Genomic DNA, 11,646 nt, shown 5'->3' with positions numbered 1-11,646 from the left:
CACCTCGCGGCGACGCCGGACCCGACGCTGTGGCCTTACTTCGTGTCCTGGATACGCTTGACGAGGCCCTGCAGCTTCTCGTCGCCGGCGAACTTGGCGTAGACCGGCTTCATCGCGTCGACGAATTCCGCCTTGTTGGCGATCGTGACGACCTGGACACCGGCCGCCTCGACGGTCTTGCGGGACGCCTGCTCACGCTCGTCCCAGAGCTTGCGCATGACGGGCACCGATTCCTTGGCCGCCTTGCGGATCATCGCCTGATCCTCCTTGCTCAGCGTGTCCCAGACCTTCTTGGACATCACGAGAACCTCGGGCGCCAGGGAGTGCTCGGTGATGTTGTAGAACTTGGCTGCCTCGAAATGGCGCGAGGACTCGTAGGAAGGCCAGTTGTTCTCGGCCGCGTCCACGAGACCGGTCTTGAGCGCGGTATAGACCTCGCCATACGGCATCGGCGTCGGGTTGGCCCCGAGGCTCTGGATCATGCCGACCCACAGGTCGGATTGCTGGACGCGAATCTTCAGACCCTTGAGGTCCGCGAGCGACTTGACCGGTGCCTTGACGGTGTAGATGGACCGGGCGCCGCTGTCGTAATAGGCAAGGCCGACCAGGCCCGCGGGCTCCATCGCCGCCAGGATCTCGTCGCCGATCGGCCCGTCAAGGACGGTGCGCATGTGCTGCGTGTCGCGGAAGACGAAGGGCAGGCACAACGCGATGGTCTCAGGCACGAAGTTGTTGAGCGGCGATGCGTTGATCCGCATCATGTCGAGCGCGCCGATCTTGAGCTGCTCGATGGTGTCCTTCTCGGAGCCCAGGGCGCCGTTGGGAAACACCTTCACGCCGAGCTTGCCGCCGCTCGCCGTCGCGAGCTGCTTGCCCATGAACTTGACGGCCTCGACGGTCGGATAGTCGGCGGGATGGATGTCGGCGGAGCGGAAATCGCGTGCGATCGCCAAGGGCGCTGAGACCGCGAGCACAGCGGCTGCGATGATACCGGTGAGTGTCTTCATCTGGGCTTCCTCCTGAGTTTGATTATGTCGTTGTCGGGCAGTTGCTGCGCGCCGCCTTGGGTCGCTCCACTTCAGGTGTAAAGTCAAGCGTTACAAACGCACCACCTTGGTAGGATTGCGCGGCGGAGTCGAGCGGATTTGACTGGCTGGTGATCGCGGCGACGGAAGGTGCGAGCTTCATCGCGCCGTCTCCGGCGGGGACTTGCGCGGCAGGTGCCGGCTTCCCTGAAATCCCGCCCCGCCATCGGCCGATGCCGGATGCGAGGTGACGATGCTCGTCATACCCATCGACGTTCCTCTGGTTCTAGGCTCGGCCGCTATTGGCTGCGGCTTAGAGGTGCGGACGAGACGCTCGCCCCATCCTTGTGCGATGCGCGCTTCATCAGCGCAATGTCGCCAGTCTCGTCCCTAGGGCGGGCGGCATTCTGAGTCCAAGCCAAATCCAGCATCGATCAATGCTGGAGTTGCATCGATCGGCCACGCCGTCGCTCCACGAAGGCGATCGGGAAAATGCCCGTTTTTCCGAATATTAACGCACCGACGCGTTACTTGACGCCGCCAGCGCAGCCCCGACAAAATGCTCCGAAACAGACCGGAACATCTCTCGAAGGGAATGCCCATGCCGCGGACGCTGATCGATATCTCCGTGCCGCTCAGAAACGACGTGACGTCCGACCCGCCGGGCAATCACCCGACGATCCACTACATCGATCACCAGCAGGGCCTGCCGCGCATGCTCCAGTTCTTCGACGGCCTCAAGGCGCAGGACCTGCCGGACGGCCAGGGCTGGGCCGTCGAGCAGGTCTCGTTGTCGACGCATAACGGCACGCATCTCGATGCGCCCTGGCACTTCCACCCGACCATGAATCGCGGCGAGCGGTCATGGACGATCGACGAGGTGCCGCTGGAATGGTGCTTTCAGCCCGGCGTGAAGCTCGACTTCCGGCACCTGCCCGATGGTTACGTCGTGACCGCCGCCGACGTCGAAAAGGAGCTCAAGCGCATCGGCCACACGCTGTCGCCGCTGGAGATCGTCGTCGTCAACACCAGCGCGGGCGCCAAATTCGGCCAGGCCGACTACGTCAATTCCGGCTGCGGCATGGGTTACGAGGCCACCATGTATCTGCTCGAGCGCGGCGTGCGGCTGACCGGCACCGACGGCTGGAGCTGGGACGCTCCGTTCGTCTACACCGCGAAGAGATATGCCGAAACAAAAGACGCCGGCCTGATCTGGGAAGGCCACAAGGCAGGACGTCACATCGGCTATTGCCATCTCGAGAAGCTGCACAATCTCGATCGATTGCCGTCGGCCGGCTTCACGGTCTCGTGCTTTCCGGTGAAGATCGAACGCGCCTCCGCCGGCTGGACCCGCGCGGTCGCCATCATCGACGGTTAAGCGAACGCAATCACTCGCCGCCGAGGCCGCTTTCCGCGAGCTCGCGCAGCGCATCGGTATCGAGCACCACGATGGCGCCGTGCTCGAGGCGAACCCAGTTGCGTCCGGCCCAGGCGCGCAATTGCTTGTTGATGCTCTCGCGCGTCATCCCCACCATCTCGCTGATTTCCTGCTGGGTGATGGCGAGCGTACCGCTGCCGGAGTCAAACTTGCGCTCTTCGGTGAGACCGAGCAGTGCGCTTGCGAGCCGGCCCGGAAGATTTTGCAGGATCACCTGCTCGACCTGCTGGCTGGTCCAGCGCAGCCGCGCGCAGAGCAGCTCGATGAATTTCATCGCCAGCGCCGGCTGGCTCTTCACGAACGGCAGGAAGTCCCGGCGATCGATGATGTAGAGCTCGCAATTGGTGTTGGCGGTCGCATCCGCCGAACGCGGCGCACCGTCGAGAACCGCGATCTCGCCAAAGATTTCTCCGGGACCGATGAGATTGAGAATGGCATTCCGCCCGTCGGGCGAGGAGGAGGATATCTTTACCGTCCCCGAGATCACCGCGAACAGGTTGTTGCCGGGGTCGCCCTTGGCGGCGATCGTCGCACCGCGCTTGACGGTGGTGTGCTTGGCGTAGCGGCAGAGCTGATCGAGCGCATCCGGCTCCAGATCCGCGAAGATCGGGTGCTTGCGCAGGACCGATAATTTGTTCGCCGCCGATTGTCGGGGGTCGCCGGTCTTGTCCTGAGGCACGCCGCTGGGCTCCTAAGACTGCGAGGACTGGAGTTCCTGCGTAGTCAGTGTTGCCCGGCATTTCAACCGGAAAGCATGCGCGCGCTTTAAGGCAAATGCGGCGAAAATGCCCGCCGCCCGGCTCAAGGGCGGCATCCGAAGGATGCGCCAATGCGTCCCAGTCGATGCAGAGTTGCAGGCACCGCACGCCGCGATTGCGTTGAGGCGCTGCCGGACAGCCAAGAGCCGGCCGGGCGAGCGTCGGCGCTCAGCGCGTCAGAGGAGGCTTACGATCAGGGGCTTCAGCGCTTGGAATCGGGGTCGAGCCGGCCCGCGCTGGTTTGTCGGTCCGCCCATGCCAGAGCTGCGGCGAAAGTGACGAAGATCGCCACGACGACAATGGTCATCAGCAACGCGTCAATAGGCATCATGCTCCTCCCGGGTGTTTGAGGGGCATTATTTGCGGGCGGTGGCCGGCGTCATTGATCGGGATCAAAAATCCGAGAGCATCGTGAAAAGCCTGTCAGGCCGCGGCCAAGGCCTCGACGCGAGCCGGGTCGAGCAGGCTGATACCGCCATGAATGATGGCGATCGCTCCGTGGCGTTCAAGCTTGGTAAAGGTGCGACTGACGGTCTCGATGGTCAGGCCGAGATAATCGGCGATGTCCTGCCGGCTCATCGGAAGTGGAACCGTGTCGGACGCCCCCTTGAGCGCGAGCAGCCGCTCGCGCCAGCCAAGCAGAAAAGCCGCAACCTTCTCGTCCGCCGAGCGGCGGCCGAGCAAGACCATATGGTCGCGCGCCTGGCTCAACTCGCGAATGGCCAGCTCGTTGATCCGCCTGAGCAGTTGCGGCCGCTCCTCGATGAAACGCCCGAAGGGCGCCTTCGCGAACTGGCACACGGTCACCGCGCCGATTGCATCGGCGGAAAAATTGTGGCGGCCGGACAGATTCATCCCCAGGAAATCGCCGGGCAGGGCGAAGCCGACGATTTGCCGCCGGCCGTCGGGGAGCAGCTTGTACAGCCGCATGACGCCTTCGAGAACGTTGTAGAACGAGGTCGTGATGTCCTCCTCGGAGAACACGGTCTCGCCTGAGGAAAAATGGACACGGCGTCCGAGATGCTCGAATTCCCTGAGCTCGGCCGCATCCAGCGACGAACAAACCGCCGATGTGCGTATGGCACAATCGCTGCAGAAATGCCCGTTTGGTTCAATCATGACCACGGAAGGCTTCATCCACCGCTCCTAGCGTCGGTCCAGCTCCGCCCCCCGGCCGAGTCCGCCATACGCACCCGCATTTTACTGCACCCTCACAAACGCGGTTGACCCAGATCAATTCTGGCGGGTCTCCTCTCTCTATTCTGCGCCGAGAGTTCGACGGGATCCCGCCTTCCATGCTTCACCATGCGCTCCGCCAGGGCCTGATTGGCCTCTTTCTGATCACGCCTGCGCTGGCGGCACCGACCGCCGAACAACGCGGAAAGGCCTTTGCACGGGCCAATTGCGCGCGCTGCCACGCGATCGACCGCGTCTCCGAGAGCCCGCTCAAGATCGCCCCGCCGCTGCGCACGCTGCACCGGAATTATCCGATCGCGACCCTTGGCGAGGCGCTGGCCGAAGGCATCTACACGGGCCACGCCGACATGCCCGCCTTCGAGCTCAGTCCGGACCAGATCCACGACCTCCTGTCCTACCTCAAAACGCTGGAATAGGCGGCCTCACACCGCCAGCACCGTCCAGCCGATCAGTTCCTTGGCGATGCGGGCGAAAGCCGCGTCGAACGCTGCGACCGCAGCGGCCGGTTCGACCTTGTCGAGCTTCTCGCTGGTCTCGACGAGGCGGGACGCGACCACCTTGCCGTTCTTGTCGACGATCCGCGCCGATAGTCCGATCTCGACCCTTGTCTCGCCGTCCGTGGCAATCCGGAAGCGTCTGATGTCGATCAGCAGTTGGTAGTCCGCCTGCCCGAGATCGCTCGTGCGCAACGGCGCATGGGCGATGTCGTAGTTCTCGAAGCTGTCGATCAGCCGCGCCTGCACCAGCTTTGGAATGCTGTCGGCCCAGAGGAAATCGGCAAAGCCTGGATTATCCCCGACCGGCGCAAACAGCATGCGCTGGGTCTGGAGCATCGCGACCGCGGTCGGCTCGGGAATGGCCAGCGACGCAGAAAGCGTCTTGGCGGCCGGTCCGAGGTTCTGCGGCGTGCGCAGGTCATAGGTGATCTTCTGCGCCGGCGCGCCGCCGCCGGTCATCTTCTCGAGACCCGCCAGGATGCCGTCGAGCTTGCCGGTGTTGCGCGCGAGCCCGTCGGAGAACGTCTTGAAATTCGCGATGGTGTCCTTCAGCGGGCCGGAATTGTCCTCCAGCACCGAATCCACCCGTCGCAGCGCATCGCGCGCCGCCTGCGTCATGCTCTGGCCGGCGCCGGCCTCGGCGATCAAGGTCAGGGGCTCGCCGGATTTGGCGACGATCATGCCGCCCTCCAGCGTCACCACCGGCACGCCGGTCAGCCCCTGGAAATCGAGCCCGACCCTGGTGTCGGCGCGCACCGGCGTGGCGGAGGCAACCGAAATCGTCGCATTGACGAAGCGTGGATTGTCCGGCGCGAGCCCAAGCTGGGCCACCTCGCCGACACGGATGCCGTTGAACAACACGCCGGCGCCAACCAGGAGCCCCGGTACCGGTCCCTGGAATTGCACATGGTAGTTCGTGCGCGGCCCGATGCCGCCGGTGTTGTTCAGCCAATAGATGAAGCCGAACACCGCGAGGATCGCGGCCAGCACGAAGGTGCCGATCAGCACGTAGGGAGCGCGGGTTTCCATGTCTCATCTCATCTCGTGTTGCAGCATCTGCGAGCGCTTGCCGTGGAAATAGGCGCGCACCCAGGGATGCTCGGATTGCAGCAGGTCGCGCATCGGGCCGATCGCAACGATCTTGCCGTCGGCGAGCGCGGCCACGCGGTCGCAGACCGTGGTGAGGCTGGCAAGATCATGGGTGACCATGAACACGGTCAGTCCCAGGGTCTTTTGCAGCGTCTTAATGAGCGCGTCGAAATCGCCGGCGGCGATCGGATCGAGGCCGGAGGTGGGCTCGTCCAGGAACAGGATCGGCGGATCGAGCGCGAGCGCGCGCGCCAGCGCCACGCGCTTGGTCATGCCGCCGGACAGCTCCGCCGGATATTTGTCGGCGTCCTGCGCCCGCAGCCCGACCATTTCGAGCTTGGCGATCGCGATCTCGTCCATCAGCTCCTGCGACAGGACGAGATTTTCGCGCAGCGGAAACTGGACGTTCTGGCGGACCGTCAGCGAGGAGAACAGCGCGCCCTGCTGGAAGAGGATGCCCCATGTCGCGGCCGCGCCTCGCGTGCCGCGGTCCTGCGTGCCGCCAATCTCGTGCCCCATGACCTCAATGGTACCGCTTCGGCGCGGGATGAGGCCGATGATGGTTCGCATCAAGACCGACTTGCCGCCGCCGGACGCTCCCACCAGCCCGAGAATCTCGCCCTTGCGGACGTCGAGCGAGAGATGGTCGAGCACCGTCTGGCGGCCGAAGCCGACCACGAGGTCGCGGACGCGGATCGCGAACTGTTCCTGCGGTTCGCCCATCGTCACATCCCGATCGAGGCAAAGAAGATTGCGAACAGGCCGTCGAGCACGATCACCAGGAAGATTGACTTGACCACCGACGTCGTCGTCTGCCGCCCCAGCGACTCGGCACTGCCCTTGACGCGCAAGCCCTCGCTACAGGCGACAATCCCGATCACCAGCGCCATGAACGGCGCCTTCAGGATGCCCACCTCGAAATGGGTGACGGAAATGGCCTCATGCAGCCGTGCGATGTAGATCGCCGGCCCCATGTCGCCGTAGAACTGCGCGACCAGGCCGCCGCCATAGAGCGCGGCAATCGATCCGATGAAGGCGAGAATCGGCAGCGCGATGACCAGCGCCGCAACACGCGGCAGGATCAGGACGCCGACGGGATCGAGCCCCATGGTCGACAGCGCGTCGATCTCCTCGCGCATCTTCATCGAACCGAGCTCGGCGGTGTAGGCGCTCCCCGACCGGCCGGCGACCATGATGGCGACGATCAGAACGCCGAGCTCGCGCAGCACGAGGATGCCCACCATATCGACGGTATAGGACTCAGCACCGAACCTGCGGAAATGGAAGAATCCCTGCTGGGCGATAATGGCGCCGATCAGGAAGGTGATCAGCGCGACGATGGGAATCGCCTGCCATCCGATGCGGTAGAGCTGGTAGACCAGCGACGTCAGCCGCAGCGACCGCGGCCGGCGCAGCACACCGAAAATGGCCATGAACAATGCGCCGAGCATTTGCAGGAAGATCGTAATGTCTTCCCGCGCGCCGACCGTGGACTTGCCGAGATCGCCGAGCCTGAGCAGAAGCGGATTTGGCGCAGCTGCCGGCGCCGGCGTGTGGCGGTTAACCTCACGCACCTCGTCCATCAGGCCGCTGAAATGATCGGCGACGCCGACGAATTCGGCCGATCTGCCTGACGTTGCGGCCCTGCGCGACAGCTTCTCCAGGACCCAGGCGCCGAGCGTATCCAGCGCGCTGACGCCCGACATGTCCAGCGTCACGGCCCTGGATCGATCGACATCCGCGCCGACCGAGCGGGACAGAGTTTCGAGCATCGCCACATTCGCCGCGGTCCAGGACCCTTGCGGGCGCAATTTCAGCCCGTCGCCAGACGGCGTTGCCAGCAACAGCGGTTCGGAGTTCACGCTTCCACCTCATCGGGACAATCGGTCCCCATTCAGCCGCCACTTCTAGGCCAGCGTGTGGCGGGCGGTTTGACCTGTCTCAAGGGCAGGCCCCTGCCCACCCCTTGACGCAAATCAAGCGCGGTCACGCCGGCGGGTCTTAGTTTCGCTCCATTCAATGGAGACATCAAATCCATGTTCGACAGCGACAGGATGAGCGAAGAACTGCGGACGTTGAAGGTGGACGTCACCCGCCTGCTGAGCACGGCCGGCGAGGAAATGTTCGAGAGTTCGAAGGACCGCGCCGAGGCTCTGGCCGATCAGATCAAGGCCGCGCTTGCCGAGCTCGGCGAAACCGTCAGCGACGAGCAGGAGCAGCTTCAGGGCCTCATCGCGGAGCGCCCGATGACGTCGCTCGCCTCCGCCTTCGCGCTCGGCGTCGTCGTCGGCTTCATGCTGAGGAGACACTAGGTGAATACCGAGAACGTCGTCAAACATCTGCGCGTGCTGTGGCGGACCGACAGGATCATCGCAGACATCAGGCTGCGCCATCTGCTGGTAGGCCTCGGCCTGCGCGCCTTTGCGGCATTGATCGCGGCATTCGGGCTCCTGATGCTGGAGCTGTCGGCCTATTTCGCGCTGGTCCAGATCTGGAGCGCCATTGCGGCAGCGGCCATCCTCGGCGCCGTCAATTTTGCCATCGCGGCGGTCCTCTTCGTCATCGCCGGGCGGGCTCCGTCCGGCCGCGACATCGAGCTCGCCAATGAAATTCATGGCGCATCCATCGAGGCCCTTCAGCTCGAGGCGCGCGCGCTCCAGACCCAGGTGTCGGGAGCGGTGCATCATCCGCTGAGCACGATCGTGCCGGTGCTGGTGCCGCTGATCGCGATCATCGTCAAGAGCCTGCGGAAAACGACCAAGGAGACTGCCGCCGCAACCTCGGCCGAAGCGCGCTCCTGAAGCGCGATGAGATTGGGATGAATCGTCATCGTGCGTTGGGTTGTTGTTTGAGCATGATCTTTTCGGAAAACCGACACGCGCTTTTCCGGATCATGCTTTAGCCGGCGCGCTCAGAGCTTCAGCCGGACGTCGCAGATATCGGGCTCGGTCGGATCCGGCTTGACCTCGAAACCGAGCTGCCGGCACATTTCGAGCATCACGGTGTTCTCCTGAAGCACGTCGCCCGATATGGCCTTCAGCCCTTCGGATCTCGCATAGTCGATGATCAGTTGCATCAGGGCCCATCCAAGCCCCCTGCCCTTGAGATCGGACCGCAGCAGGATCGCGTATTCACCGCTCTCGTAGATCGAGTCCGAATGGAGCCGGACCACGCCGACCATCTCGCCGGTAGCCTCGTCGAATGCGATGAAAGCCATCGCGCGCGCGTAGTCGAGCTGGGTCAGGCGCGCGATGAATTCGTGGGTGAACTCCTTCATCGGCGCGAAGAAGCGAAGGCGTAGGTCGTGAGGCGTCACATGACGCAGGAACTCGTGGATGGTCGGCTCGTCGTCGGGGCGCAACGGCCGCGCGAAGATGCGCCAATCGTCCTTGAGCTTGAGGCGGCGCTCCCACTGCGAGGGATAGGCGCGAACGGCGAAATTGGCGGGGCCTGAGCCGGCAAACTTCCGCTGCGACGGCCCCACCGCGACACGGGCGTCGACTGCCGTCACACCGGTCTCGTCCGCGAGCAGCGGGTTGATGTCGAACTCGCGGATCTCAGGGAGATCGGCCGCCATCTGGGCGAGCTTGACCAGCACCATGGCGACGGCGTCCTGCTTGACGGCCGGCACGTCCCGGTAGGCGCGCAGCAGCCGCGAGACCCGCGTGCGGTCGATCAAGTCGCGGGCGAGTTGCAGATCGAGCGGCGGCAGCGCCAGCGCCCTGTCATTGATGATCTCCACCGCCGTTCCGCCCCGGCCGAAGACGACGACGGTGCCGAACGTGGGATCGTCGGCAAGACCGAGGATCAGCTCGCGCGCCTTCGCCTTGACGACCATCGCCTGGACGATGACGCCGCCGATACGGGCCTCGGGCCGCAGCTTCCTTGCCCGGGCGAGAATATCGGAGGCAGCCGCACGCACCGCCTCCGGCGTCGTCAGATTGAGAACGACGCCGCCGACATCTGATTTGTGCACGATGTCGCGCGACATGATCTTCAGCACGACGGTGGCACCTTGCGCGAACATCTCGTTCGCGTACGCCACGGCCTGCTCGACGTCGGCCGCGGCATAGGTCGGCACCATCGCGATGTCGTAGGCTTCGAGCAGGTGCTTGATCTCGACAGGCTCGAGCCATTTGCGGTCATCGGCGATGGCTGCGGCTACGATCTGCCTGGCCGCCCGGGCGTCAGGCACGAACGTGTCGGGCATTGCAGGGGGAACCTGGCTCAGTTCCTCGACCACTTCGCGGTGCCGGACCAGATGCATGAAACCGCGCACCGCATCGTCCTCGGTCGGATAGTTCGGAATGCCCCCGCCGGAGAGCGTCTGAATGATCGCTTGATCGGCCCCGACCCAGGCGGCAAGCACCGGCTTTGCCCAACTGCGGTGCTTCTCGCGATATTTGCCGACGAGCTCCGTCACGGTCCTCGCGATGTCGGAAGCCGAGGCGATCGCCGTCTGCACGTTGAGGACGAGAACTGCGTCATTGTCGGGGTCGGCGAGCAGCACCTCGAGCGCCGCCGCGTAGCGCGCTGCATCGGCATCGCCCACGATGTCGACGGGATTTGCGCCGGACCAGGTCGGCGGCAGCGCGTCATCGAGTTTCTTGCGGGCATCCGCCGAGATGGACGCGGGAATTCCGCCAAGCTCGACCAGTCGATCGACGGCGAGGACACCGATGCCGCCGCCATTGGTCAGAATGGCGAGGCGCTTTCCGGTCGGCGATTCGACGCGGCCGAGCGTCTCGGCGCAGTCGAACAGCTCGCGCAGATCGGAGACCCGCAGGATACCCGCGCGGCGGAACGCCGCATCATAGACGGCGTCGGCACCCGCAAGCGCGCCGGTGTGGGTCGCTGCCGCCTTCGCACCCTGCGCCATGCGGCCGGACTTCACCACGACAACCGGCTTCACACGCGCCGCGGCGCGTGCCGCCGACATGAATTTACGCGCGTCCTTGATGGCCTCGATATAGAGCAGGATCGCGCGGGTCTTGTGATCCATCGCGAAATAGTCGAGCAGATCGGCAATATCGACGTCGATCTGGTCGCCGATCGAGACGATGCCGGAGAAGCCGACGCCGCGCTGCGCGGCCCAGTCCACCATGCCGGCGGCGATCGCGCCGGATTGCGAAATCAGCGCGAGATTTCCAGCTCCCGGCATGTGCGCGGCAAAACTGGCATTGAGGCTCACGCCGGGCATCATGATGCCGAGGCAGTTCGGCCCGATCAGCCGCATGCCGTATTTGCGAGCCGCGGCGATCACGGCCTCTTGCAGCGATCCCGGCCCATGGCCGAGTCCGGCCGTGACGATCAGTGCGCCCGCCGAGCCGCGCCGTCCGGCCTGGTCGATGATGCCGGGAACCTCCCGGGCCGGCGCGGTGATGACCACGAGCTCGGGCACGAATGCCAGCCTGTCGAGGCTCGCCACTGCGGCAACGCCGCTGATCTCGGCATGACGCGGATTGACGAGGCCGAACTGTCCCGTGAATTCAGCCTTGCGAATGTTCTCCAGAACGGCGCGCCCCACGGAAACCGGACGGGCGCTCGCCCCGACAAGCGCAACCGAACGCGGCGACAGCAGGTTCTTCAGGCGATAGGTGGACATGAAAGCAAATGCGCCCCGTCGGTGGTGGTTCCGATGG

The 11,646-nt window shown here is 64.6% G+C and carries 13 protein-coding genes; 4 read left to right on the top strand and 9 right to left on the bottom strand.

Annotation, left to right across the window (positions count from 1 at the left end):
- Nucleotides 1-35: 35 nt before the first annotated feature.
- Together AB5K84_RS15580 and AB5K84_RS15575 are read right to left on the bottom strand one after the other, a co-directional pair.
- Nucleotides 36-1,007, bottom strand: a complete 972-nt coding sequence (locus tag AB5K84_RS15580) for a TRAP transporter substrate-binding protein (protein ID WP_110116749.1) — start codon at nucleotides 1,005-1,007, stop codon at nucleotides 36-38.
- A gap of 22 nt (nucleotides 1,008-1,029) precedes the next feature.
- On the bottom strand, nucleotides 1,030-1,188 hold the full coding sequence (locus AB5K84_RS15575) for a hypothetical protein (protein WP_161534105.1): 159 nt from the start codon (nucleotides 1,186-1,188) through the stop codon (nucleotides 1,030-1,032).
- A 438-nt stretch (nucleotides 1,189-1,626) separates the two neighbouring features.
- Here AB5K84_RS15575 and AB5K84_RS15570 point away from each other — a divergent pair, with 438 nt between their 5' ends.
- Nucleotides 1,627-2,403, top strand: coding sequence for a cyclase family protein (locus AB5K84_RS15570; protein ID WP_110117343.1), 777 nt, complete (start codon nucleotides 1,627-1,629; stop codon nucleotides 2,401-2,403).
- 10 nt (nucleotides 2,404-2,413) lie between these two features.
- Here the strand turns inward: AB5K84_RS15570 and AB5K84_RS15565 are convergent, their stop codons facing one another.
- The 3 genes from AB5K84_RS15565 to AB5K84_RS15555 form a co-directional block, all read right to left on the bottom strand.
- Nucleotides 2,414-3,142 carry a Crp/Fnr family transcriptional regulator gene (locus tag AB5K84_RS15565; protein ID WP_011088801.1) on the bottom strand — a complete coding sequence of 243 codons (729 nt, stop codon included), beginning with the start codon at nucleotides 3,140-3,142 and terminating at the stop codon, nucleotides 2,414-2,416.
- A 281-nt stretch (nucleotides 3,143-3,423) separates the two neighbouring features.
- Nucleotides 3,424-3,549, bottom strand: a complete 126-nt coding sequence (locus AB5K84_RS15560; RefSeq protein WP_256380426.1) for a hypothetical protein — start codon at nucleotides 3,547-3,549, stop codon at nucleotides 3,424-3,426.
- Nucleotides 3,550-3,644: 95 nt separating this feature from the next.
- Nucleotides 3,645-4,358, bottom strand: a complete 714-nt coding sequence (locus tag AB5K84_RS15555) for a helix-turn-helix domain-containing protein (RefSeq protein WP_011088802.1) — start codon at nucleotides 4,356-4,358, stop codon at nucleotides 3,645-3,647.
- A gap of 158 nt (nucleotides 4,359-4,516) precedes the next feature.
- Here AB5K84_RS15555 and AB5K84_RS15550 point away from each other — a divergent pair, with 158 nt between their 5' ends.
- Nucleotides 4,517-4,834 (top strand): c-type cytochrome, encoded by a 318-nt coding sequence (locus AB5K84_RS15550; RefSeq protein WP_011088803.1) that lies wholly within the window; start codon nucleotides 4,517-4,519, stop codon nucleotides 4,832-4,834.
- 6 nt (nucleotides 4,835-4,840) lie between these two features.
- Here AB5K84_RS15550 and AB5K84_RS15545 read toward each other — a convergent pair whose 3' ends face one another.
- Genes AB5K84_RS15545 through AB5K84_RS15535 form a run of 3 tightly spaced genes read right to left on the bottom strand, consistent with a single transcriptional unit; the run spans nucleotide 4,841 to nucleotide 7,866 of the window.
- Nucleotides 4,841-5,944, bottom strand: coding sequence for an ABC-type transport auxiliary lipoprotein family protein (locus AB5K84_RS15545; protein WP_011088804.1), 1,104 nt, complete (start codon nucleotides 5,942-5,944; stop codon nucleotides 4,841-4,843).
- 3 nt (nucleotides 5,945-5,947) lie between these two features.
- Nucleotides 5,948-6,727, bottom strand: a complete 780-nt coding sequence (locus AB5K84_RS15540) for an ABC transporter ATP-binding protein (protein WP_038966693.1) — start codon at nucleotides 6,725-6,727, stop codon at nucleotides 5,948-5,950.
- Between the two features lie 2 nt (nucleotides 6,728-6,729).
- Nucleotides 6,730-7,866 (bottom strand): ABC transporter permease, encoded by a 1,137-nt coding sequence (locus tag AB5K84_RS15535; RefSeq protein ID WP_011088806.1) that lies wholly within the window; start codon nucleotides 7,864-7,866, stop codon nucleotides 6,730-6,732.
- 174 nt (nucleotides 7,867-8,040) lie between these two features.
- On the opposite strand from AB5K84_RS15535, the gene AB5K84_RS15530 reads away from it, so the two are divergent.
- A complete protein-coding gene (locus AB5K84_RS15530) occupies nucleotides 8,041-8,316 on the top strand; it encodes a hypothetical protein (RefSeq protein ID WP_011088807.1) in 276 nt (91 codons plus the stop codon).
- Nucleotides 8,317-8,805, top strand: a complete 489-nt coding sequence (locus AB5K84_RS15525; protein WP_028174474.1) for a phage holin family protein — start codon at nucleotides 8,317-8,319, stop codon at nucleotides 8,803-8,805. It abuts the gene before it with no gap.
- 110 nt (nucleotides 8,806-8,915) lie between these two features.
- On the opposite strand, the gene AB5K84_RS15520 is transcribed toward AB5K84_RS15525, so the two are convergent.
- A complete protein-coding gene (locus AB5K84_RS15520; protein WP_110116752.1) occupies nucleotides 8,916-11,609 on the bottom strand; it encodes a bifunctional acetate--CoA ligase family protein/GNAT family N-acetyltransferase in 2,694 nt (897 codons plus the stop codon).
- Between the last annotated feature and the right edge of the window lie 37 nt (nucleotides 11,610-11,646).

The sequence above is a fragment of the Bradyrhizobium sp. 1200_D9_N1_1 genome, assembly GCF_052075915.1.
Lineage (GTDB): Bacteria > Pseudomonadota > Alphaproteobacteria > Rhizobiales > Xanthobacteraceae > Bradyrhizobium > Bradyrhizobium diazoefficiens.
Note: the sequence above shows the minus strand (reverse complement) of the source record. Positions and strands in the feature narration are given on the sequence as shown.

What these genes read in the sequence shown, in the direction of transcription:
- AB5K84_RS15580 (WP_110116749.1), bottom strand. Translation starts at nt 1,007, where the DNA reads ATGAAGACACTCACCGGTATCATCGCAGCCGCTGTGCTCGCGGTCTCA.
- AB5K84_RS15575 (WP_161534105.1), bottom strand. Translation starts at nt 1,188, where the DNA reads ATGAAGCTCGCACCTTCCGTCGCCGCGATCACCAGCCAGTCAAATCCG.
- AB5K84_RS15570 (WP_110117343.1), top strand. Translation starts at nt 1,627, where the DNA reads ATGCCGCGGACGCTGATCGATATCTCCGTGCCGCTCAGAAACGACGTG.
- AB5K84_RS15560 (WP_256380426.1), bottom strand. Translation starts at nt 3,549, where the DNA reads ATGCCTATTGACGCGTTGCTGATGACCATTGTCGTCGTGGCGATCTTC.
- AB5K84_RS15555 (WP_011088802.1), bottom strand. Translation starts at nt 4,358, where the DNA reads ATGAAGCCTTCCGTGGTCATGATTGAACCAAACGGGCATTTCTGCAGC.
- AB5K84_RS15550 (WP_011088803.1), top strand. Translation starts at nt 4,517, where the DNA reads ATGCTTCACCATGCGCTCCGCCAGGGCCTGATTGGCCTCTTTCTGATC.
- AB5K84_RS15545 (WP_011088804.1), bottom strand. Translation starts at nt 5,944, where the DNA reads ATGGAAACCCGCGCTCCCTACGTGCTGATCGGCACCTTCGTGCTGGCC.
- AB5K84_RS15540 (WP_038966693.1), bottom strand. Translation starts at nt 6,727, where the DNA reads ATGGGCGAACCGCAGGAACAGTTCGCGATCCGCGTCCGCGACCTCGTG.
- AB5K84_RS15530 (WP_011088807.1), top strand. Translation starts at nt 8,041, where the DNA reads ATGTTCGACAGCGACAGGATGAGCGAAGAACTGCGGACGTTGAAGGTG.
- AB5K84_RS15520 (WP_110116752.1), bottom strand. Translation starts at nt 11,609, where the DNA reads ATGTCCACCTATCGCCTGAAGAACCTGCTGTCGCCGCGTTCGGTTGCG.